This is a genomic window from Ensifer sp. ENS09 (assembly GCF_014852425.1).
Lineage (GTDB): Bacteria > Pseudomonadota > Alphaproteobacteria > Rhizobiales > Rhizobiaceae > Ensifer.
This window is the reverse complement of sequence record NZ_JACVBP010000002.1, coordinates 1,240,997-1,262,682: the sequence shown is the minus strand read 5'-3', so window position 1 is coordinate 1,262,682 and position 21,686 is coordinate 1,240,997. Positions and strand designations below refer to the sequence as shown.

At 64.1% G+C, this 21,686-nt stretch carries 24 protein-coding genes; 12 read left to right on the top strand and 12 right to left on the bottom strand.

Translation table 11 applies throughout. From position 1 onward, the window contains the following. Nucleotides 1–3: 3 nt before the first annotated feature. From IB267_RS14280 to IB267_RS14270, 3 genes are all read right to left on the bottom strand, one after another. Nucleotides 4–2,001, bottom strand: a complete 1,998-nt coding sequence (locus tag IB267_RS14280) for an adenylate/guanylate cyclase domain-containing protein (protein WP_192448160.1) — start codon at nucleotides 1,999–2,001, stop codon at nucleotides 4–6. A 153-nt stretch (nucleotides 2,002–2,154) separates the two neighbouring features. Next, nucleotides 2,155–3,183, bottom strand: a complete 1,029-nt coding sequence (locus IB267_RS14275; RefSeq protein ID WP_192448159.1) for a hydroxyacid dehydrogenase — start codon at nucleotides 3,181–3,183, stop codon at nucleotides 2,155–2,157. A 213-nt stretch (nucleotides 3,184–3,396) separates the two neighbouring features. Then, nucleotides 3,397–3,708, bottom strand: coding sequence for a hypothetical protein (locus IB267_RS14270; RefSeq protein ID WP_192448158.1), 312 nt, complete (start codon nucleotides 3,706–3,708; stop codon nucleotides 3,397–3,399). Between the two features lie 107 nt (nucleotides 3,709–3,815). Here IB267_RS14270 and IB267_RS14265 point away from each other — a divergent pair, with 107 nt between their 5' ends. Beyond that, nucleotides 3,816–4,442, top strand: a complete 627-nt coding sequence (locus IB267_RS14265; RefSeq protein WP_192448157.1) for a ribonuclease D — start codon at nucleotides 3,816–3,818, stop codon at nucleotides 4,440–4,442. A 14-nt stretch (nucleotides 4,443–4,456) separates the two neighbouring features. On the opposite strand, the gene IB267_RS14260 is transcribed toward IB267_RS14265, so the two are convergent. Together IB267_RS14260 and IB267_RS14255 are read right to left on the bottom strand one after the other, a co-directional pair. Then, complete coding sequence (locus IB267_RS14260) at nucleotides 4,457–4,801, bottom strand: YqaA family protein (protein WP_043617238.1); 345 nt, start codon at nucleotides 4,799–4,801, stop codon at nucleotides 4,457–4,459. Between the two features lie 83 nt (nucleotides 4,802–4,884). After that, nucleotides 4,885–5,166: a SelT/SelW/SelH family protein gene (locus IB267_RS14255; RefSeq protein ID WP_192448156.1), complete on the bottom strand. Its 282-nt coding sequence runs from the start codon at nucleotides 5,164–5,166 to the stop codon at nucleotides 4,885–4,887. A gap of 213 nt (nucleotides 5,167–5,379) precedes the next feature. Here IB267_RS14255 and IB267_RS14250 point away from each other — a divergent pair, with 213 nt between their 5' ends. Then, nucleotides 5,380–5,835, top strand: a complete 456-nt coding sequence (locus tag IB267_RS14250; protein ID WP_029742404.1) for a DoxX family protein — start codon at nucleotides 5,380–5,382, stop codon at nucleotides 5,833–5,835. A 96-nt stretch (nucleotides 5,836–5,931) separates the two neighbouring features. Here IB267_RS14250 and rnk read toward each other — a convergent pair whose 3' ends face one another. Further along, complete coding sequence (gene rnk, locus IB267_RS14245) at nucleotides 5,932–6,336, bottom strand: nucleoside diphosphate kinase regulator (RefSeq protein ID WP_192448155.1); 405 nt, start codon at nucleotides 6,334–6,336, stop codon at nucleotides 5,932–5,934. A gap of 354 nt (nucleotides 6,337–6,690) precedes the next feature. Here rnk and IB267_RS14240 point away from each other — a divergent pair, with 354 nt between their 5' ends. The 4 genes from IB267_RS14240 to IB267_RS14225 are packed head-to-tail and all read left to right on the top strand — an operon-like array spanning nucleotide 6,691 to nucleotide 9,020. Next, nucleotides 6,691–7,446 (top strand): type 1 glutamine amidotransferase, encoded by a 756-nt coding sequence (locus tag IB267_RS14240; protein WP_192448332.1) that lies wholly within the window; start codon nucleotides 6,691–6,693, stop codon nucleotides 7,444–7,446. After that, nucleotides 7,443–7,922: a GFA family protein gene (locus IB267_RS14235; protein ID WP_192448154.1), complete on the top strand. Its 480-nt coding sequence runs from the start codon at nucleotides 7,443–7,445 to the stop codon at nucleotides 7,920–7,922. The genes IB267_RS14240 and IB267_RS14235 overlap by 4 nt, the downstream gene beginning before the upstream one ends. Further along, the gene (locus tag IB267_RS14230) at nucleotides 7,919–8,482 is read left to right on the top strand and encodes a sugar O-acetyltransferase (protein ID WP_192448153.1); all 564 of its coding nucleotides are present in this window, start codon (nucleotides 7,919–7,921) and stop codon (nucleotides 8,480–8,482) included. The genes IB267_RS14235 and IB267_RS14230 overlap by 4 nt, the downstream gene beginning before the upstream one ends. Before the next feature lie 25 nt (nucleotides 8,483–8,507). Next, nucleotides 8,508–9,020, top strand: coding sequence for a GNAT family N-acetyltransferase (locus tag IB267_RS14225; RefSeq protein WP_246764925.1), 513 nt, complete (start codon nucleotides 8,508–8,510; stop codon nucleotides 9,018–9,020). Between the two features lie 190 nt (nucleotides 9,021–9,210). On the opposite strand, the gene IB267_RS14220 is transcribed toward IB267_RS14225, so the two are convergent. Continuing rightward, on the bottom strand, nucleotides 9,211–9,825 hold the full coding sequence (locus tag IB267_RS14220; RefSeq protein WP_192448152.1) for a helix-turn-helix domain-containing protein: 615 nt from the start codon (nucleotides 9,823–9,825) through the stop codon (nucleotides 9,211–9,213). 129 nt (nucleotides 9,826–9,954) lie between these two features. On the opposite strand from IB267_RS14220, the gene IB267_RS14215 reads away from it, so the two are divergent. Further along, nucleotides 9,955–11,421, top strand: a complete 1,467-nt coding sequence (locus tag IB267_RS14215; protein ID WP_192448151.1) for an MFS transporter — start codon at nucleotides 9,955–9,957, stop codon at nucleotides 11,419–11,421. Between the two features lie 99 nt (nucleotides 11,422–11,520). Here IB267_RS14215 and lepA read toward each other — a convergent pair whose 3' ends face one another. Continuing rightward, nucleotides 11,521–13,347, bottom strand: coding sequence for a translation elongation factor 4 (gene lepA / locus IB267_RS14210; RefSeq protein ID WP_371742535.1), 1,827 nt, complete (start codon nucleotides 13,345–13,347; stop codon nucleotides 11,521–11,523). Between the two features lie 70 nt (nucleotides 13,348–13,417). Then, on the bottom strand, nucleotides 13,418–14,659 hold the full coding sequence (locus tag IB267_RS14205) for an MFS transporter (RefSeq protein WP_192448149.1): 1,242 nt from the start codon (nucleotides 14,657–14,659) through the stop codon (nucleotides 13,418–13,420). Nucleotides 14,660–14,877: 218 nt separating this feature from the next. Between IB267_RS14205 and IB267_RS14200 the strand changes: the two genes are divergently transcribed. The 4 genes from IB267_RS14200 to IB267_RS14185 all read left to right on the top strand — a co-directional run bounded on the left by IB267_RS14200 (nucleotide 14,878) and on the right by IB267_RS14185 (nucleotide 17,636). Next, nucleotides 14,878–15,456 (top strand): helix-turn-helix domain-containing protein, encoded by a 579-nt coding sequence (locus IB267_RS14200; RefSeq protein ID WP_192448148.1) that lies wholly within the window; start codon nucleotides 14,878–14,880, stop codon nucleotides 15,454–15,456. 2 nt (nucleotides 15,457–15,458) lie between these two features. Then, the gene (locus IB267_RS14195; protein WP_192448147.1) at nucleotides 15,459–15,986 is read left to right on the top strand and encodes a GNAT family N-acetyltransferase; all 528 of its coding nucleotides are present in this window, start codon (nucleotides 15,459–15,461) and stop codon (nucleotides 15,984–15,986) included. A gap of 177 nt (nucleotides 15,987–16,163) precedes the next feature. Further along, nucleotides 16,164–17,189: a histone deacetylase family protein gene (locus IB267_RS14190; RefSeq protein WP_192448146.1), complete on the top strand. Its 1,026-nt coding sequence runs from the start codon at nucleotides 16,164–16,166 to the stop codon at nucleotides 17,187–17,189. A gap of 99 nt (nucleotides 17,190–17,288) precedes the next feature. Continuing rightward, nucleotides 17,289–17,636: a hypothetical protein gene (locus IB267_RS14185; RefSeq protein WP_043617159.1), complete on the top strand. Its 348-nt coding sequence runs from the start codon at nucleotides 17,289–17,291 to the stop codon at nucleotides 17,634–17,636. Between the two features lie 115 nt (nucleotides 17,637–17,751). Here IB267_RS14185 and IB267_RS14180 read toward each other — a convergent pair whose 3' ends face one another. After that, nucleotides 17,752–18,390, bottom strand: coding sequence for an exopolysaccharide biosynthesis protein (locus IB267_RS14180; RefSeq protein ID WP_192448145.1), 639 nt, complete (start codon nucleotides 18,388–18,390; stop codon nucleotides 17,752–17,754). Between the two features lie 203 nt (nucleotides 18,391–18,593). On the opposite strand from IB267_RS14180, the gene IB267_RS14175 reads away from it, so the two are divergent. Next, complete coding sequence (locus IB267_RS14175) at nucleotides 18,594–19,256, top strand: OmpA family protein (RefSeq protein WP_029742421.1); 663 nt, start codon at nucleotides 18,594–18,596, stop codon at nucleotides 19,254–19,256. 71 nt (nucleotides 19,257–19,327) lie between these two features. On the opposite strand, the gene IB267_RS14170 is transcribed toward IB267_RS14175, so the two are convergent. Together IB267_RS14170 and IB267_RS14165 are read right to left on the bottom strand one after the other, a co-directional pair. After that, nucleotides 19,328–20,143 (bottom strand): class I SAM-dependent methyltransferase, encoded by an 816-nt coding sequence (locus tag IB267_RS14170; RefSeq protein WP_192448144.1) that lies wholly within the window; start codon nucleotides 20,141–20,143, stop codon nucleotides 19,328–19,330. Nucleotides 20,144–20,225: 82 nt separating this feature from the next. Next, nucleotides 20,226–21,653, bottom strand: a complete 1,428-nt coding sequence (locus IB267_RS14165; RefSeq protein ID WP_192448143.1) for an MFS transporter — start codon at nucleotides 21,651–21,653, stop codon at nucleotides 20,226–20,228. Between the last annotated feature and the right edge of the window lie 33 nt (nucleotides 21,654–21,686).

Genomic DNA, 21,686 nt, shown 5'->3' with positions numbered 1-21,686 from the left:
CGCCTATCCGCGGCTTTCGGAGCCGGCCGGCGAACCGTCGCGCGTCGTCGACTCGTCATCGAGGGCTTTCGGCTCGGCGCCCAGCACTTCGTAGATCTCCAGCGCCGACGCTCGGCCCTTGGCTTGTGCTGTGCCAAGCGGCCGGAAGTGGATCGTGCCACCCGTATGGGCGACGACCGCGCCGCTCGCCATGATCGTCGTGCCGTAGTTCTTGTTCATGCCCTCGAGGCGCGAGGCGACGTTCACCGTGTCGCCCATGGCGGTATATTGCAACCGCTCCTTGGCGCCGACATTGCCGACGACGGCGGTGCCGGTGTGGATGCCGAAGCGCGTGCGGAACTCCGGCAGTCCCTTCTTGCGCTGTGCTTCGTTGAAGACGCTGAGGCGCTGCTGGACCGCGAGCGCGCACCGACAGGCATTCTCCGCGTGTTTGTCGTCCGGTGCAGGCGCGTTCCACATGGCGAAGACCGAATCGCCGAGGAACTGGATGATCGTGCCGTCGTGCTCGCCGACCGTCTCGCTGAAGATGTCGAAATACTCCGACAGCATTGCCACCACCTCCTCGGGCGAATGCCGTTCGCTGAGCGTGGTGAAATCGTAGATGTCGGTGAAGAGCGCGGTGACTTCCTGGCGCCAGGCGGCACGGCCGCTAAAATGTCCGGATTCGATGCCCTTGCGCACCAGCTCCTTCGGCACATAGAGCGCAAAGGTGAAGATTGCGTCGCGGGCTCGGTTCATGGCGCCGCCGAGCGTCGAGATTTCGCTGACATGCGAGGAAACGTCGATCGGGGTGGTGAAGTCGAGGTCCTGCAGCCGGTTGGCGCTGGCGGTCAGCTGGTTGAGCCCCTTGGTGATCAGATGCGCCAGCACCAGCGAGGCGAGCACCGCCAAGGCTACCACGGCCCCGGAAATCGCCAACCCCTGAACGAGCGTCTTGTTGGCGTCCGCCATCAGTTCGTCGAGCGGGGCGGCCACCACGGCCCGGTTGCCGGAGAGAAGCAGCGCGGATTCGAGCGGCATCACCATGACCAGATAGGTGCGGTCACCGACCTGCACGAAATCGGCCTTGCCGGGCGCTGGCGGATGCTGGCGGATGCTCTGGATCAACGGGTCGCTGTCGGCCTGCACGATCGGAGCGTCCTTGTCCTTGGCCGCCATGATACGCCGCATCATCACCCTGTCGGAGTGGATGATCGGCCGGCCGACGGCATCGAGGATGAAGGAGACCGAACCAGCAGTCAGCCGCTCGCGGGCGAGGAAGTCGGTGATCGTATCGAGCACGACATCGGCGCCGATGACGATCTGCGGATTGCCGCGATGCGCCTGCGAGATGGTCATGCCCAGCGTTTCGGTGGTGGCGCTTTCATAGGGCCCGGTCGAGACCGCGGCCTTGCCGTTGACTGCTGCGCGGTACCAGGGCCGGGTGCGCGGGTCGAAGCTCGATGGTGGCAGCCGCCGTTCGGAGAACTGCGTGCCGTCCTTGTCGAGGAAGAGAACGCGCTGGAGCGGCTTGCCGTTCGAATCCCGTTCCATCGAGCGCACCGCAATGGCGGCACCACGGGGCGCGTCGAGCGCCATGCGCCAAGCAACCTGCTTGAGGTCGACGACCTGAAAGAAAGCGCCATTGGGATAGCCGACATAGACCCCATCGATGTGCGGCGAGCGGGTGATGCCTTCGCGAAGCACCGCCACCTTGTCGTTCATGCGCTCAGGCGGGGGCACGAGGAAGGAATTGGCGACGGAGGAGACAAGATTGACGAGGGCGGACGTGTCGCCCGAGAGCACGCCCAGCCGGTCGACAAGGCGGTTCATGAAGCCGCGCATGTTGGCTTCGGCGTCGGCGATCGCGGCGTTGCGCGAGCGATGGTAGTCGAGCCCGACAAGCGTCGCGGAAACGACGATCAGCATGGCGACCATGACGAGGCTGAACAGCGATCGCAGCGAACTGTTCCAGCCATCGCGTGTCTTGCCTTGTCGAGCGCCGGGCGCCGTGTCTACCATCGCGTTTCTCTGAATCCGTAACGATGCCTCGGCGACGACCTTAACGTGCAAGGTCGGTCGCATGTGCAAGAAAAGTTAAATGCGAATCCCATAAAACACGTTAACCGGCGGGATGCACGATCCCGCCGAGATCAGCAGCGAAAAATCGATGTCTCAGTTCACCGTTACGGGCTTCGAGCGCATGCGCGCGACGGTTTCGCGTTCGGCGCGCTTGCAGCGCATCGGCGGCAGGCCGCGATCCATCAGGTCCATGTCCTCGAGCACCATCTCGCCCATCTTCTTGAAGGCGCTGTCGAGCGCGCCGGCGCGATGGGCCGAACGCAGGAAGCCCGGCAGGCGGCGAACAGGATGGTCGAGCGGCAGGGGCTCCTGCGGAAAGACGTCGCTCGCCGCCACGATATGGCCGCGTTCGACCGCGGCGATTAGTGCATCGAAATCGACGACGCCGGCACGGCTGAGCAGAATGAAGGCAGCACCGGGACGCATTCGAGCAAACGCCTTCTCGCCAAGGAAGCCTTCATTCTCGCTGGTCACGGAAGCGACGACGAAGACGAAGTCGCTCTCGCCAAGCACGGTGTCGAGCGATGCCGGTTCGACGCCGTTGTCCCGCAGGATCGAAGCCGGCATCCAAGGGTCAAAGACGCGGATCTTCGCCCGGAAACCGGAGAGTACGCGGTTCAAGGCCTTGCCGAGATCGCCAAAGCCGATGATGCCGATCTCGGCGCCGGAGAGAAGGCGTGCCGAGCGGTTGCCGTCGCCGCCCCAAAGTTCGCGCCCCTCGCGGAAAGCAAGGTCGGCGTCGACGACGCCGCGGGCGATATTGAGCGCCATGGCGAGGCCGAGTTCCGCCACCGGCTCGGCAAAGACCTGTCCGGTGGTCACCACATGGATGCCGCGCTCGAACAGCACCTCATAGGGCATGTTGTTGATCAGGTTGCTTTCGACGTTGAGGATCGCTTTCAGCTGGCCCATGCGCTGCAGGGTGGCGTGGTCGAGTGGCGGCTGGCCGATGATATAGTGGGCGTTGCCGAGTACCTCGTCGCCAAGGCTTGCGATATCCTCCGGATCCGCTTCGACAATGCGGTAGCGGCGATGCAGGTCCTTGAGGGCTTCCGGTGTGAAGATGAGATCGAGCGTGCGTGGTGCGGGTACACTGATGGCAAGCGGCCGGTTGTCGGGCATGGTTCCTCCCACTGCCTGTTTCCTTTGATCATGTCGATCGGAGGATAAGAACATGCAGGAGTTCAAAGTGCTACAGCGACCTTTGCGCGGATGCCGGGCGCTGCAGACGGAGGATGCGCCCGTCTAGCGGAGGCGAGGAACAAATCCCCCGCTTGCCAACTGGCGGCGGTCTTGGTGATTGCCTTCGGACGAGCAGGCTTGCCCAGTTTTTGCTTAGTAACCGAGGCCACGCTTCTGCCGATAGAGCGACGGCGGCAGGTCGCTGCCCTGGAACACCGGCCCGTCGCCACGGCGGCAATTGTAGATCGTGTCGTAGACGGGACCGCCGCGGGCCGACGATTCGAACGGATAGTTGCGGTCGACAAAGGTCTGCTCGCAGACGGTTTGGTCGCCACCGCCGTTCAACGGATCCATCTGTCGCACGCCCGGCAGGTCCCGATAGGTCTGTGCGGGCGCCGGCACGGCCGTCAGCCCGATCGCCAGTGCGAGCGTGGAAAGAGCGAGGGCGGGTTGAAAAGACGTCATCGTCAGGACTTTCAAAGGGCATCCGGCGGGCGGAACGTGACAACGGTATCGCCGACGCCAAACTTGCGCTATAGGCCACGTCACTGCGTTTGATCTGGGGATTTTCGATGGCGAATGCAATACGGTTCCATGAAGGCGATATCTCCGCGGCCGACGCTGACCGTTACCGAGGCGCGATCGCGATCGACACGGAAACGCTCGGCCTCATCCCCCGCCGTGATCGTCTTTGCGTGGTGCAGCTGTCATCGGGCGACGGAACGGCTGACGTGATCCGCATCGCCTCCGGCCAGAAGGAGGCGCCGAACCTCGTCGCCATGCTTGCCGATCCGGCCCGCCAGAAGATCTTCCATTTCGGCCGCTTCGACATTGCCGTCCTCTTCCATACCTTCGGGGTGACGACGACGCCGGTCTTCTGCACCAAGATCGCCTCGCGGCTGGCCCGCACCTACACAGATCGCCACGGCCTCAAGGACAACCTCAAGGAAATGCTCGACGTCGACATTTCCAAGCAGCAGCAATCGTCCGACTGGGCAGCAGAGACCCTGTCTCAGGCGCAGCTCGAATATGCCGCCTCCGACGTGCTGCACCTGCATGCGCTGCGCGACAAGCTGACGGCGCGCCTCATCCGCGATGGTCGCATGGAGCATGCCGATGCCTGCTTCGCGTTCCTGCCGACGCGCTCCAAGCTCGACCTGCTCGGCTGGGACGAGACGGATATCTTCGCCCACAGCTGAGCTGCGTTGGGCGGCTACGGCGTCAGGTAAAGGACGACCGCATAACGCGCGGCCTTGCCGATGGTGACGAACAGCAGGAACAGCGGCAGCTTCATGCGCAGCAATCCGGCGACCAGCGTCAGTGGGTCGCCGATGACCGGCAGCCAGGAAAGAAGCAGCACCGGCTGGCCGTAGCGGGCAAAGAGCGCCTCTGCCTTTTGCCGATTGGCCGGCGAAACCGGAAACCAGCGGCGTCCCTCGAAGCGGATCAGGAAACGCCCGAGCGCAAAATTGACGACGGCACCGAGCACGTTGCCTGACGTCGCGGCGATGAAAAGGGCAGGGCGGCTCGTTTCGCCGTGCAGGGCGGCGGCGACGATCGCGGCTTCCGACATGCCGAAAAGCAGCGTCGCCGACAGGAACGCTGCGGAAAAGACGCCGGCAAGAATTCCGAAATCCAGGATCAGCTCCTGTCCGTATGGCCGAGATCGCGCTCCGGCTCGATGATGTCGCGGATGCGCTGCTTCAGTTCCTTGGGGCCGGGAAAACCGCCGTCCCGCTTACGCTCCCAGATGAGCGCGTCATCGACACGGATCTCGAAGTTGCCGCCGGTGCCGGGAATGAGCGCCACTTCGCTGAGTGACTGCCCGAAGGTCTGCAGCAGTTCCTGCGCCATCCAGCCGGCGCGCAGCAGCCAGTTGCACTGGGTGCAGTAGAGGATGGTGATGCGCGGCTTCTGGTCCATCGGTGTCTCGGATGTGCTTCGGGCGGCGACCATAGCGGTCGCCTCAGTTGGAAACAACTGCGTTCCGGGAGCTCATGCTCACGCTGTGCTCACATGATTGTCAACCAATTTAGTCATGTTTTTATCGGCGGATAGCTTGCTTTGCGTGGGCGTCGCGGCGAGACAATGCGGCATTGCACAAATTGTCGCACCAACCGCCGGAGAGGCTCCTTAATGACCGACGTCACCGTTTCCAGTTCCCGCCCGCGCGCCATCCTGCCGGCGCTGGAAAAGATCTATCTGCCGCTCAATACATCCGCCGAAACGCTGTTGCGTGTGCTCGCCGGCGCTCTGCTCGCGGTTCACGGTTTTGGCAAGATCACCAATCCCTTCGGCGCGATCGGCATGGTCGAGGGCCTCGGGTTCTATCCGGGCGTCTTCTGGTCGCCGCTTCTCGCCGCCACCGAGTTCTTCGGCGGCATTCTGATCGCGATCGGTCTGTTGACGCGCCCCGCCGCCTTTGCCGGCATGATCGTTCTGCTCGTCACCGTCTACTTCCACGGCATCGTCCAGGGCGAGGGGCTCTTCGGCGCGGAGAAGTCGATTCTCTGGGCAGCGATCCTGTTCTTCTTCGCCATCCGCGGCGCCAACAGCCAGTCTGTCGACGCCAAGCTCGGCAAGCAGTTCTGATCGAACGAACGACGGTCGGACAAACGGGGAGGCGGCGAAAACCGGCCTCCCCGTTTTCGTCTGGCTGGCAGCGAGGCTTCCGCCGTCGCTGATCGCTCAGGCGCTTTCCTTGGCCGTGACGCTGCGAATGGTCATCCGGTGTACCTTGCCCGACCGGTCCTGCCAGTCGATCGACTGGCCGACGGAGAGCCCGATCAGCGCCGCGCCGACAGGCGTCAGCACCGAGATGCGGCCGGCCTCGATATCGGCCTCGCCGGGATAGACGAGCGTCACCTGCTTGGCAAAACCGTTGTCGGCCTCGAAGGCGACGGTGGAGCCCATCTGCACGCTATCGGCGGGCAGCGCGCCGGGCGTGCCGACGCGGGCGCGGTCGAGTTCGGAGAGCAGTGCCTCGGCCACATCAGGCACGCGCTCGAGCGCGGAGGAGGCGAGCGCCGTCAGCCGCTTGTGGTCTTCGGCATTGATGATGATCGGGGGAAGTTTCTTGCGGGTTGCCGCCATGATGGGACCTGACACGTTCAATCGAAGCGCACGACAGGGCGCAATCGAATAGGTTTTCTGGAGATTAGGCGCTCGTTCAGCCGCGCTCGGAAATTTCTTCTGCCGACGCGAAAGGCTCCCCTGACCCGGAGAGCGCAAGCGTCCGGGCTGGGGTCAGGTTCCTGCGATCGGGCACACCCGGAAGCAGCAATGAGAAGAAATCATCGGCATCATCATGCCCCAAGGGTCGGAAAGTTCGCTCCCGAAGTCAAGGCCCGCATGGACCCGTCGGCATCATCGCATCGCCATGTGGCCTCTTGAACAGTGGCCGCGCTCGTGGTCAATCTCCACGGTCGATGCAAAGGGAATGCGATGATGCGGGTGCTGGTGGTTGAAAACATGGCGAAGACCGAGCTTGGCCAGGTCGGCACGGCGCTTCGCGAGGCAAAGGCCGAGATCGAGATCTGCCGCGCCTATCTTGGCGAGGCCGTTCCCGAAACACAGGAAGGCTACGACGCGCTTGTGGTGCTCGGCGGCGAGCAGAGCGCACTCGACGACGCCGCCTATCCCTATCTGCCTGAGCTTGCCGCGCTGATGCGCCGCTTCGGTGACAGCGGCCGTTCCGTGCTCGGGATCTGCCTCGGCAGCCAGCTTCTCGCCCGCGCCTATGGGGGCCGCAACCTGCTGGGCGAGGCCAAGGAATTCGGCTGGTGTGAGGTGCAGGTGCGCGGCGAAGGTGCCGAGGACCCGGTCCTTTCCAGCGTTGGCGAGCGCTTCCCGATCTTCCAGTGGCATGGCGACACTTTCACGCTGCCCGAAGGGGCGGTCCATCTCGCCGAAAACGCCGTTACCCGGCATCAGGCCTTCCGCATCGGCCGTGCCGCCTACGGCACCCAGTTCCATTTCGAGGCGGACACGCACCTCGTCGAAGACTGGAACCGCGCCTTCCCGGACACGATCAAGCGGCTCGATCCCACCTGGCTTGCGCGCTACCATGAACACGCCGCGCGCCACGGCCGGCAGGCGGATACCGCGGGCCTGGCTCTTGCCCGGGCCTGGGTCGCGACGATCATCCGCCAGCAGGGCAGCGCGGCAAATGAGGAACCGGCGTTGGAGGAGATTAGCGGATGAGCGAGGCACGAAACGGCGGCTGCTTCTGCGGCAGGATCCGCTATCGGTTGAAGGCAGCGCCGATGTTCGTCAATTGCTGCCATTGCAGCGATTGCCAGCGCCAGGTCGGCAGCGCCTTCGTCGTCAACGGCGTGATCGAGCGTGACAACATCGAACTTACCGGAGGCGAGCCGGTCGTCGTGACGCTTCCGACGGACAGCGGTCGCCCGCATGACGTCTACCGTTGCGCCGAATGCCAGACGGCGCTCTGGAGCGACTACGGCCGGCGCGGCTGGCTTTCCTTCGTCCGGATCGCAAGCCTTGACCACCCGTCGAACTTCCCGCCGGACGCGCATATCTTCACCCGCTCCAAGGTTCAGTGGCTGTCGCTCGAAGGCGGCGCGCCGGCCTTCGAGGTCTACTACGACATGAAGACCATGTGGCCGCCGGAAAGCCTGGCACGGCGCGCGGCCGCGGAAGCGAAGGCAAAAGCGTGACAGCCAGCGAACGCGACAAGATGGCAGCCGGAGAATGGTACTCCTGCCTCGTCGACGAACTCGAGGCGCTGAGGAAGACGGCGCGTATTGCTGTCCATCAGCACAACACCATGCCGCCGGCGGAGCGTGGAAACATGGCGTCGGCGCTGCGGGAGCTGTTCGGTGCCGTTGCCGATGACGTCTTCATCGAGGCGCCGTTCCATTGCTCCTACGGCATCAACATCCACCTTGGCGGCCGCGTCTATCTCAACGCCGGCTGCACGATCCTCGACAGCGGCCGCGTGGCGATCGGGGCGGGGACGATGCTGGGGCCGAACGTGCAGATCTATTGCGCCGAGCACCACAGGGATGCCGTGCTTCGCGGCCAAGGCCTCGAAGTCGCCAAGCCGGTGACGATTGGTGCCGATGTCTGGATCGGCGGCGGCGCGATCATTCTCGGCGGTGTCACGATCGGGGATGGCGCGATCGTCGGTGCGGGCTCGGTGGTGACGAAGGACGTGGCGGCCGGCGCCGTGGTTGCCGGCAACCCGGCGCGGCCGCTCCGCGGCGTGTCTACGTAACGCGATTCAGGAGGAATGATTTTTGATGACGAATGAGATGAAGACGATCCATGTGCGCCCGGCGCGGCCAGAAGATGCACCTGCGTTGTGCGCTTTCCTCAACGAGATCATCGCGATCGGTGGCACCACCGCCCATCAGACGCCGTTCACGCCTGAGAGCTTCGTGGCGCATTATCTCGCCGGCCCGGGCTTCGTCAGTTGTTTCGTCGCCGAAGACGAGGCGGGTGAGCCTTGCGCCTTCCAGGCGCTCGACCAGTGGGACGGCATACCGCAGGATTGGGCCGACATCGGCACTTTCTCGCGCCCCGACAACAAGGTGCCCGGCGCCGGCACGGCGCTCTTTAATGCCACTTGCGACTTCGCCCGCTCGATCGGCCTGAAAGCCCTCAACGCCACCATCCGTGCGGACAACGTCAGCGGGCTCAGCTATTACGGCAAAATGGGTTTCGTCGACTACAAGGTCGACAAGGCGGTGCCGCTGAAGGACGGGCAGTTGGTGGATCGCATTTCGAAGCGGTACGTGCTTGAGGACGGATGAGGCGAGCACTGCCGCTCTGGCAGCGCCACCCTCCCGGTCTTCATCGCCGGGCCTGAAGTTCAGTCCGGAGAGGCAGCTGACATCATAGGGTGGATCGGTCTTGAGGAGATCGGCCCACGCCTTGGCGAGAGGCGTCGGCGATAAAAAAGCGCCGACGCTCGCAAAGGGCGCCTCTTGAAAGCGTGCCGCTCTAACGGCTGCTTCTGTTCACCATGGCAATGATCGTCTCGTAAAGCTCGTCCTGAGCCTCGTCGGCGGTGATTTCGCCCGTCGCTGCAGAGTGGGACAAGCCATCGGCTGCACCGAGCATTGCCCAGAAACCGGCCTGTGCGATGCCCCCCTGCCCGATGAACGGGCCCAGCACCTTTCGGCACTTTTCGATATAGACCAGCTGATAGTCCCGTTTGACGGCCGCAAGCTCGGGCGAGCCGGCGAGGGCCGCCAGCACGCCGGGCATCTCGCGGCCCTGCGTGAGCACGCAGTCGACATAGGAGGCGGCAATCGTCCTGACTGTCGCTTCCAGCGTTGGGTCGCTCGCGGCAATGGCAGCGTCCATCACCACCGTCTGGCGCACATCAAAATCCTGGTAGAGCGCGGCGAGCAGTCCGTTGCGTGTTCCGAAATGATCATAGACGACCGGCTTGGCGACGGCCGCTTCCTCGGCCAGGCGCGGCAGCGTCAGCACATCGGTCCCTTCCTCGCGAACGAGCCTCCAGGCGACGTCCAGCAGCTGGCGTAGCCGCTGCTCGCGGGTGAGGCGAACGCGTTTGGCGGTGACCGTGTCTCTTTCCATGGTGCTTGACATCACTATATACCAAAAGTAACTTACCTTAAGTATATAGAAGATATCTCCCAACCGCAACCATCCGCCTCCTCACGGGCGGCGGCCGAAGCGGCATGCCGACGCGTGCCGTTTGCAAAGGATTCGTGCCCAATGACTGACGTCTCACTCCCTCACTCCCAAGGCCGACGCGCATGGCTCGGCCTCATCGCCGTGCTGCCACTGGTCCTCATCGTGGCCATGGATGGCTCCATCCTCTATCTCGCCATGCCGCGCGTGACCTCGGCTCTCTTGCCCACCGCCGACCAGGCGCTCTGGATCCTCGATATCTACGGTTTCGTCGTCGGTTCGCTGCTGATTGCCTTCGGCAATATCGGCGATCGCTACGGGCGGTTGAAGCTGATCATGATCGGCGCGGTGATCTTCGGTGCAGGATCGCTCGGTGCGGCCTATGCGCAGTCGCCCGTGGCGTTGATTGCTTCCCGGGCGCTGATGGGGCTCGGCGGCGCGACATTGCTGCCCTCGGGGCTGGCAATCGTCAGCGCGCTGTTTCCGGATCCGCGACTGCGGGCGCAGGCGATCGGCATCTTCGCCGCCACCTTTGCAGCCGGCTTCGCCATCGGTCCGGTGATCGGCGGCATCCTGTTGCAGCGGCTCGAGTGGGGCGTGGTGTTCCTGATCAACGTTCCCGTCGTGCTCGGCTTCCTGGTCGCCGCACCCATTCTGCTTCGCGAGGTGCGCTCCACGACCTATGGCCGCATTGACCTGCCAAGCCTTGTCCTGTCCTTTGCCGGTATCCTGCTCACCACCTATTCGCTGAAGACCGCGGCCGCCTACGGCTTCACGCCGCTGCAGACGCTCTCCGGGATCGTCGGCATCTTCGCCATCGTGCTCTTCCTTCGCCGGCAGACGCGGATCGCCTATCCGCTGCTCGATCTCGGCCTGTTTCGCGACCGCATCTTTTCCATCGCCATTCTCACCGGCCTCCTGCCGCTGGTAGTCTGGTCCGCCGTCGGTTACCTCTCGGGCATCTATCTGCAATCGGTTCTGGGCTTCGATGTTTTTACCGCGGCACTTTTGACCGTGCCGGGCGCTGTCGTGCTGATGGCGACCTGCGTCGGGACGGCGCGCATCGTCGATGCGGTCGGCCGCAAAAGGGCGCTTGTCGCCACGCATCTCCTGATCGCAGCCGGACTCTTTCTGCTGCTCCTCACGAGCGTCGAGGCGGGCGTGGCAGCGCTCATCGCCTCGACGGTGGTTGCGGGCATCGGCTACGGCCTCTCCTTCAGCCTCGTCGCCGAGATCGCCGTGTCGGCCGTGCCTGCTGAACGCGCCGGTGCCGCGGGCTCGATCGCCGAAACCAGCAACGAACTCGGCAACGCGCTTGGCATCACGCTGCTCGGCTCACTGGCCGCCCTCAGCTTCCGCCTGCTCGGCCCCGGCGTCGCCGGCACGCTCAACGAAACCCTTGATAAGCCGGACCTTGCTTCCGAAGCGGTGCTGCAGGCCAAGGACGCCTTCCTCACCGGCCTCCACATCGCAGCCGGCGTCGGCGCATTGTCGCTGCTCGCATTGGGTATCATTGCCTGGCTCTGGCTGCCGAAGAAGCTGCCGGAATAGGTGTGGCGAGGTAACGGGCAGCTGCGACTGGTGGCCACAAACCAAAAAGGGCGACCCGAGGGCCGCCCTTTCAAACGTAGAAACATGTGGCGCTACCGCTTATTCGTCGCCCATCTTGAGGGCGGCGATGAAGGCTTCCTGTGGGATTTCCACCTTGCCGAACTGGCGCATGCGCTTCTTGCCGGCCTTCTGTTTTTCGAGCAGCTTGCGCTTGCGGGTGGCGTCGCCGCCGTAGCACTTGGCAGTCACGTCCTTGCGCAGCGCCGAGATGGTTTCGCGGGCAATGACGTTGCCGCCGATGGCCGCCTGGATCGGGATCTTGAACATGTGCTTCGGGATCAGCTCCTTGAGCTTCTCGCACATTTCACGGCCGCGCTTTTCCGCAGCCATCCGGTGCACCATCATCGAGAGCGCGTCGACCGGCTCGCCGTTGACGAGGATCGACATCTTCACCAGGTTCCCTTCCTTGTGGTCGGTGATCTGGTAGTCGAACGACGCATAGCCCTTGGAGATCGACTTCAGGCGGTCGTAGAAGTCGAACACCACTTCGTTGAGCGGCAGGTCGTAGGTCAGCATCGCGCGGGTGCCGACATAGGTCAGCTCGATCTGGATGCCGCGGCGGTCCTGGCAGAGCTTCAGGATGCCGCCGAGATAGTCGTCGGGCGTCAGGATCGTCGCGCGGATCCACGGCTCATGGATCTCAGCGATCTTGACGACGTCGGGCATGTCGGCCGGGTTGTGCAGTTCGCGTTCCGAGCCGTCGGTCATGAACAGCTTGTAGACGACCGAAGGCGCGGTCGCGATCAGGTCGAGGTCGAACTCGCGCTCGAGACGCTCCTGGATGATTTCGAGGTGCAGCAGCCCGAGGAAGCCGCAACGGAAGCCGAAGCCGAGTGCCGCCGACGATTCCATTTCGAACGAGAACGAGGCGTCGTTGAGGCGCAGCTTGCCCATCGCCGAGCGCAGGTCCTCGAAGTCGGCGGCATCGACCGGGAAGAGACCACAGAACACCACCGGCTGCGCCGGCTTGAAGCCCGGCAGTGCGGTAGCGGTCGGGCGCTTGTCCTCGGTGATGGTATCGCCGACGCGGGTGTCGGCCACTTCCTTGATCGAAGCGGTGATGAAACCGATCTCGCCGGGGCCGAGCGCATCCATCGCCACCATTTTCGGGGTCAGCACGCCGACGCGTTCGATCGTGTACTTGGCGTCGGTGCCCATCATGCGGATGGTCATGCCCTTCTTGAGCGTGCCGTCGATGATGCGCACGAGAACCATGACGCCGAGATAGGTGTCGTACCAGCTGTCGACCAGCAGCGCCTTCAAGGGCGCCGCATCGCCGCCGTCGCTCTTCGGCGCCGGCAGCTTGGTGACGATCGCTTCGAGCACGTCGGGGATGCCGAGGCCGGTCTTGGCCGAGATCAGCACGGCGTCGGACGCGTCGATGCCGATCACTTCCTCGATCTGCTCCTTGATGCGGTCCGGTTCGGCCGCCGGCAGGTCGATCTTGTTGAGCACGGTGACGAGTTCGTGGTTGTTGTCGATCGCCTGGTAGACGTTGGCGAGCGTCTGGGCTTCCACGCCCTGCGACGCGTCGACGACGAGCAGCGAGCCTTCGCAAGCCGACAGCGAGCGCGAGACTTCGTAGGCGAAGTCGACGTGGCCGGGGGTGTCGATCAGGTTCAGCACATAGGTTTCGCCATCATTGGCCTTGTAGTGCAGGCGCACCGTCTGGGCCTTGATGGTGATGCCGCGCTCACGCTCGATATCCATGCTGTCGAGCACCTGCTCGGACATCTCGCGCTCGGCGAGGCCGCCGGTGGACTGGATCAGCCGGTCGGCAAGCGTCGACTTGCCGTGGTCGATGTGGGCCACGATCGAGAAGTTGCGGATATGCGAAAGGGGCGTCTTCGAAGATGTTGTGCTCATGGGCCGCATATAGCAGTGCCTTCAACCGCCGCAAAGCGGGAAATGAAGGCTTCGTTCACTATAAATCAGGCTATTCGGCACTCGCCTCCGCATCGACGAGCGCGCCGGCATTGGGCACCTGCGCACTCCTGATCTCGAAGCTCTCGCGCTCGGCCGCCGGCACCTCATCGCGTTTGCGCAACCTGAGCAGCACGAAGAAGGCATAAAGGGCGGCAACGACCATCGCCGCATAGATGAACGTGCGCTGCCCGAACACCGGTGTCAGCAGCGTTACCAGCATCGGCACGACGGTTGCGGCGATCGACCAGGCGACCAGCATGGTGCTGGCAAGCGGCACGAAATCGGCCGGATCCGTGCGGTCGTTGGCGTGCGCATTGGCGATCGAATAGACGGTCTCGACCGCACCGGCAAAGAGCGCAAAGACCAGCATCAGCAGGAGCAGATTGCTGAAGGAGGCCGACAGCGCGAAAAAGCCGGCAACAAGGATCAGCAGGCACGTGCCGATCAGCACCAGGCGCCGGTCGATCCGGTCCGACAGCGTCCCCATCGGATATTGGATGGCGATGAGGCCGAACTGCATGACGAACATCAGGTTGGCGACGTCGCCCTGGCTGACATTGTTGGCGGCCGCATAGATCGGCGTGAAGCCTTGCACCACCATCGAAAGGCCGCCGGCGGCGAGTACGCCGATGAAGGCGACGGGGGAATTGCGCCAGACCATCGGGATGTCGATGCTGACCTTGGCCGGCGGCGGCGGTGTCGGCAGGCGCGTAAGCCCGATCGGCAGAAGGGCAAGGGCCGTGAAGAAGATGGTGACGAGCGGCGGCAGGTTGCCGTCGGCCGGGATCTGCCCGAACAGCCAGGCGCCGGTGCCGAGCCCGATGACATAGGCCATGTAGAACAGCGCCATCGCCTTGCCGCGCCAGTGGTTTTCGCTCGCATGGTTGAGCCAGCTCTGGGCGATGATGAAATTGGTGTTGCCGGATGCGCCATAGAGGCCGCGCGCAAGCACCCACAGCAGCGGATGCATGCCGAGCGCGATCGTCAGGGCCGAGAGGATGACGAGCGCCATCGAGCAGGAAAAGGCGCGCGCATGGCCGACGCGACGGATCATCGGCCCGGCGATGACGCAGCCGATCAGCCCGCCGAAGGCGATCATCGTGACCGCCGCACCCGGCACCCAATCCGGTGCGTCCGAACGCGTCAACGCGAAGGGCACATAGGCGAGCATCATGCCGTTGCCGATCGCGACCGCCGTCATCGAGGCGACGATGCTGGCGATCGAGGTCAGCGAGGAGGGCTGCTTGGTCATGTCCAACCTGTCGATGGAGGCCGCCCGTGCGGGTGCGCCGGCGTGATGGATGAGGGCCGTCTAAAGTATTGAAGTGAAAGCTTTTCTCGTTTCAGCGTCCGAAGCCGCCACCATAGCCGAAACACCCGTGTCGCGCTGTCGCCAATGCGGCATCGCATGCCTGTATTTTCAGTCTTTCTCAGTCTTGACTCCACTATATAAGAATGCAATCTCAGATAATGGAAAACGTCACCGACCCCCTCGAACATGCTATCGGCGAGCGCATTCGCACGCTGCGGACGCAACAGAACCTGACGCTCGACGAGCTCGCCTCAAGCTCCGGCGTCAGCCGGGCGATGATCTCGCGCATCGAGCGCGGCGAGGCGAGCCCGACCGCCCAGCTTCTTGCCAAGCTCTGCAGCGCGCTCTCGACTACGCTTTCTGCGCTCTTTGCCTTTGAAGCCGAGGAAGCATCGCCGCTTGCCAGGCGCGCCGATCAGCGGCTCTGGCGCGATCCGGAATCCGGCTATCTGCGCCGCTCCGTCTCCCCGGACGGTCTTGGCTCGCCGATCGATATCGTCGAGGTCGAGTTTCCGCCCGGTGCCCGCGTTGTCTTCGAGCGGCAACCCTCTGATCGCGGCATCACCCAGCATCTCTGGCTGTTTTCCGGGCGGCTCGAAATGACGACTGCATCCGGCTTCCATTCGCTCGAGCCAGGCGACTGCCTGTTCATGGGGCTGGAGGCGGGCCACATCTTCCACAACCCCCACGATGAGCCGGCTCACTATGCCGTCATCCTCTGCCGCACCAAGGTTTGACCATGTCCGACATTCAGATCCGTCTGCTCGATGAAGCCCAGGCCCGCGACGCCATCCCGGCGCTTGCCGAGGTGCTGTCCGATTGCGTCGAGGGCGGCGCCTCGGTTGGTTTCATGCAGCCCTATCCGCCGGAAGCGGCACTCGCCTACTGGCGAGGCGTCGCCGAGGCGGTTGCCGGCGGTGAGACGCTGCTGATGGTTGCCGAGGTTGCCGGCCGCATCCTCGGTACGGTGCAGGTCGGCGTCGCGCAGATGCCGAACCAGCCGCATCGCGGCGACCTGAAGAAGCTGCTGGTGCATCGCGACGCCCGCGGCAAAGGCCTGGCGCGCCGGCTGATGGACGCGGTCGAGCGCGAGGCTGCTACTCGTGGCAAGACGCTGCTGGTGCTCGATACCGCGACCGGCAGCGATGCCGAGGCGATCTATCCGCGCCTCGGCTGGGAGCGCGTCGGAGTCATCCCGGATTATGCCATGTGGCCGGAAGGCGGCCTCTGCGCCACGACGTTCTTCTACAAGCGGATCGCGGCTTAGAGCAGTTGCATTGGTGGGATTTTCCCCCTCTCCTCGGTTTAACCGGAGGACTAACCCTCTCCCCGCTCGCGGGGCGAGGGGGACATGCACGAGGCAGGGGCTGACCGCTCGAGGTTGCCAACCTCGAAACCTGGGGTAGGGTACCGGCACCCGTCCGTTTCCATCTCAGGAGACTCCATGCGCATCTATTACACCGAAGACCACAAGCTCCGTGACGCCAAGACCGAGCTTTTCGGCGGCGAACTTGTGCCGCCTTTCGAGGCGCCGTTTCGTGCCGAATGGATATTGGCGGCGGTCAAGGAAGCGGGCTTCAAAGATGTCCTGGCACCCGAGCGTCACGGTCTCGATGTCGCCCTCAAGCTGCACGCGCCCGATTATCTCGACTTCCTCGAAACCGCCTGGGCGCGTTGGGTTGCCGATGGCTACCGCGGCGAGGCGATTCCGGCCTGCTTTCCGGCGCGGCGCATGCGCCAGCATCCGCCGAGGGATATCGACGGAGCGCTCGGCTATTATTCCTTCGCGGCGGAAACGGCGATCACCGAGGGTACCTATGCGGCCGCGCGCGCCGCGATGGATTGCGCCATCTCGGCCGCCGACCACATCCATGCCGGCAACCGTGCCGCCTTCGCGCTCTGCCGCCCGCCCGGCCATCATGCGGCGATCGATCTCTATGGCGGCTATTCCTTCATCAACAACGCCGCCTGCGCCGCCCAGCGCCTAAGGGATCATGGTGCTCAAAAGATTGCCGTGCTCGACGTCGATTTCCACCATGGCAACGGCACCCAGGATATCTTCTACGAGCGCGGCGACGTCTACTTCGCCTCGCTGCATGGCGACCCCGTCGAGGCTTTTCCGCATTTCCTCGGCTTTGCCGACGAGGAGGGCGCCGGCGCCGGGCTCGGCACGACGAAGAACTATCCGCTGCCGCGCGGTACGCTGTTTGACGCCTGGTCGGCGGCGATGGCCGATGCGCTCTCGCGCATCGAGGCCTTCGGTGCCGAAGCCCTGGTCGTCTCGCTCGGCGTAGATACCTTCGAGCGCGACCCGATCTCATTCTTCCGACTGAAATCCGAAGATTATCTGCGCATGGGTGAAGCGCTGCAGCGCACCGGCCTGCCCATCGTCGTCTGCATGGAGGGCGGCTACGGCGTGCCGGAAATCGGCCTCAACGTCGCCAATGTGCTGAAGGGTATTTCTGGCTAAAGGTCAGCATTGGGAAAAATGCGCTTTCCGCTATTGACCTCAACTTTGCTTGAGGTCGTACGACTGCTCTCGTTCAAAAGAGATCAGAGGAAAAAAGCTATGAGCAGTCAGTCAAATAGCGTGGCGCCGCTTTACCGCATCAACAAATACACCGTGCCGGCGGAAGCGCGGCCGCAATTCGTCGAACTGGTCGACAAGACGTTGGCCGTCATCCGCAAGCAGGATGGTTATGTGAAGGACCTGTTCCTGGAGCAGCATGCCGGTCCCGGCCAGTTCGATTTCATCACCATGATCGAATTCGCGAGTGCCGACGTCGCGCCCAAGGTCGCAGCCGCGCTGATCGAGTTCGATCGCCAGCTCGGCCTCGATCGCGAGGCACTGATGAAGACGCTCGGCATCCGCACCGATTTCGCCAGCTACCGGGCCTTCGGCGGGCTGGCTGCCTAGGGCCGTTCCAGCAGTTGCAGCGGTTTTCCGTCCGGAATTGCGCGTAACAGAGGGTTGGAATGAAAAAGGCCCGGCAGTCAGCCGGGCCGATCCATGCTTCCGATGCGAACGCGCGTCAGGAAACGAAGAACGTCGACAGGCCCTGGCCGGCGGCAAAGGCCATATAGGCAAGCACCGTGAAATAGACCGTCGTCGCGACGAGGAAGAGATAGCCGCCAGCCACCATCAGTCCGTCACGCTGGATGATGCCGAGCGAGAGCAGCAGTATCGCGATCCCAGGCAGCGTGTTCGACAGCGGGATCAGGCCCAATGGAAACATCAGCAGGATGCCGCCGGCCATGATCATCAGGCCGTTGAAGCGGTTCATCAGCGCGCCCTGCGTCAGGAAGCCGAGACGCGGGCGGACATAGCGGTCGAGCTTGGAAACGATATCCGCGCCTTTTTGCAGCGTCGGCACCAGCTTCTCGGTCTCGATCCGGCGATCGAGAATGCGCTGCGGCATCCACGGCAGGCGATTGAGCGTGACCGATACGGAAATCAGGATGATCGCCGCGCCGAAGACGGTGCTGACGCCCGGGATCGACACCGGCAGCAGAAACGGCAGCGTCAGCAGGGCGCACAGCAGCAGGAAACCCTGCTCGCCGATTTCCGTCATCAGTTCACGCAGCGTGATCGTCTCGCCGCGGATCGAGGCAATCATGCCGTTGAGCGTGTCGCTGAGACTGCGTTGCGTGTCGCCGAACTCGATTGCCATGGGAGCTTGCCTCTCTTTTCTTGGATGCCCGTCCTATCAAGAGCGTGTGAAGGATCGGTTATTGTGTGCCCTGATGGCCACGCCGGCCGCTGGAGAAGCGGGATTTGCCGGCAAACCGTGGCGTGAATGGGACGCCTCTTCATCTTCCTGCCGCAATCGCTAGTATGAAGCAACTTCGAGCACCAATGGGGACAACTGATTCCATGATCAAGAAATGCGCCATTCTGGCTGTCGCGGCCATCTATCTTTCGGGATGCACCACCACCGATCCCTATACGGGCGAACAGAAGATGTCGAACACCGCCGGTGGCGCGCTGATCGGCGCAGGCCTCGGCGCGGCAACCGGTCTGCTGGTTGGCGGCAGTGCAGCAGGACGGCGTGACTCGGCCCTCGTCGGCGCCGCAATCGGCGGTCTCGGCGGCGGCCTGATCGGCAACTACATGGACAACCAGGAAGCCGAACTGCGCGCCCAGCTGCAGGGTACCGGCGTTTCGGTCACCCGCGCCGGCGACCGCATCATCCTCAACATGCCGTCCAACATCACGTTCGCGACCGATCGCGATCAGGTGATCCCGGCCTTCTACGACACGCTGAACTCGGTGGCGATCGTGCTTCGCAAGTTCAACAAGACGATGATCGACGTCGACGGCCACACGGACGCGACCGGCAGCGCCTCCTACAACCAGGGCCTCTCCGAGCGCCGCGCCGCTTCGGTCGCCAACTACCTGGCGGGCCAGGGCGTCGACCAGCGCCGCATGTCGGCCATGGGCTACGGCAAGGAGCGTCCGATCGCATCCAACGGAAGCGAAGCCGGCCGCGCGCAGAACCGCCGCGTCGAAATCTCGATCGCGCCGATCAAGGCCTGATCGGTCGAAATCGACGGCTTTCAGTGAAAGGGCCACGCCGCAAGGCGCGGCCCTTTTTCATTTTCGTCGAACTAGAAGCCGTAGCGCAACAGGCGACCCATCCGGCGTAGCATCGGCAGGGCGCTGACGACATGCGCCGCTATCCGAGCCAAAGGCGACAGGCGCGCGACCTGAGCGGCATCGTATTCGCTGATCTCGTCGAGCAAGGTCAGGCCGGGCACGTCCCGCTCCAGCGCCCGCGCGTTTTCCAGCCCCCAGCGAAGCTCCGCCCCGGTCGCCCGCAGGGACGGGTTTAGTCGCAAAAGTTCGATGCCCAGATGGCTGTAGGCATCGAAAACGATTTCCCCGCCGGTAAGGCAGGAGGTCACCCGTCGCAAGACATCGCGGACCTCCTGTTCGCAAAGATAGGGGAACACGCCCTCGGCGACGACGATCGCCGGGCGGTCCGCCGGAACGAGGTCGATCCAGTCGCGCTCCGTTATCGAGGAAGCGATCGTCGTGCAGCCCGGGCGCTTCGGGAAAAGCTGTTGCCGCAAGGCGATCACATCGGGAAAGTCGACGTCGAACCAGCCGACGGATGCGGGCGGATCGAGCCGCAGCACGCGCGTATCAAGACCGCACCCGAGATTGAGCACGATGGCGTCCGGGTGGCGCCCGATAAAGTCGCTCGTCCAGCGGTCGAGCATATGGGCGCGCACCGCGATGCCGATGGTCATGTCATGGCTTGCATCGGGCGGTTTCGGCCTGCCGGCAAGCCGCCGCATCAGATCGGCGGCAAAGTGATCGTTGAGCAGGGAATCCGGGAACGCGCTCTCCGCGGCCTTGGCCTGGAGCGTGACCAACAGGGTCTCCCGTACACCATGAAGGCCGATCTCCTCGGCTTCCATCCTCTCCTCCCAAGGGCGCCCGCACCCCTCGTACAGCTTGCATTTGCTGGCCTTCCACCCCCGGGGAAAGCCAGCAATGCGCCTAATTTGCCACCCGCCGCGCCCGCCAGACGCGTCCGGCTGTCAGCACGGCCAGCGCTGGCATCAGCGCGAACAGCCAGAAGAGCCAGCGCGTCGCCGTTGCTACGCCATCCGTCGACGGCGTTTCGATGCCGGCGAGATTGGCTGTCAGTCCGGCAAGCGCCGCGCCGAGCGCTGCGGCGAAGAGCTGGACCGTGGTAATCGAACTCGAGGCCTTCTCCGCTTCGCCCTCCGGCGCAAATTCGTAGACGGCCGTCACGATGTGCGGCCAGGCAAAGCCCATGCCGAAACCGACCGCCATGATGCCGATGCTGAGCGGCACGGCGATCGTCATGAATTCAGAGCCCGTCATCGGCATGAACAGCGCAATCAATGCCAGGCCGACGAAGCCGAAGGCCGGGCCGGCAAAAATCGTCTGCTTCGCCCTTTCGCCGTGCCAGTGGGCGCTTGTCATCGACCCGGCAGTCCAACCGATCGACATCAGCGCCGCAATGTAGCCGGCGACCAGCGGCGACAAGCCGTGCAACTCCTGCAAAAGGTACGGCACATAGATTTCCGGCTGCAGGCCGACCATCAGCAGGGTGATCGTAGCATAAAGGGCTGCGAGCGGGGAGGCCGGGGTGAAGCTGCCGGAGGGGAGCAATTTGCCGGTCGCCCGCTTCTCGACGACGAGCAGCGCCAGGAACATGAGGATTGCGGCGCCGACGCAGCCTAACTGCTCGGCCGCCGTGGTCAGCGTGCTGGTGACGGAAAGCGCAAGCACGATGGCGACGAGCAGCGCCAGTTGCGCCAAGGGAAGCGGTGTGCGCACGCTCTCGCCGGCAGCCTTGCGCGGCAAGGTCGAGAAGGCGAGCGTCGCCAATAACGCCGTCAGCGGCAAGAGCGACCAGAAGGCGACGCGCCAGGTGGAAAACTCGGCGAACATGCCACCGATCGCCGGGCCGACCAGCGTCGCCGTGCCCCAGGTGGCCGAAATCAGGCCGATGGCGCGGGTCCAGAGCTCCGGCCGGAAGACCTCGCGGATCACGCCATAGGCAAGCGCATAGAGCAGCCCGCCGCCAAAGCCCTGGATCGCCCGGCCGGCAAGCAGCATCTCCATTGACGGGGCCGCGGCGCAGAGGAGCGTGCCCAGGCCGAAGACGAGCGCACCGATCGCATAGGCGCCGCCGGCGCCGACGGCACCAAGCAGCCGGGCCGACAGGGCCGCGCCGAGGATCGAGGCGGCGACGAAGACGGTCGTGCTCCAGGCGTAATATTCGAGCCCACCGATCTCGCGCACGATCGACGGCATGATCGTCGTCACGACGTAGATGTTGAGCGCGTGCAGCGCGACGCCACCGCTGAGCACCAGCGAATGCACGGCGTTGCCGCCGGTCAAAAGCGCGCGCCAGCCGGTTTCCTGATGGGGAGCGGATGTTTTTTCGAGCATGTCAGTACCTCATGCAGGGGTATCGCCGTAAAC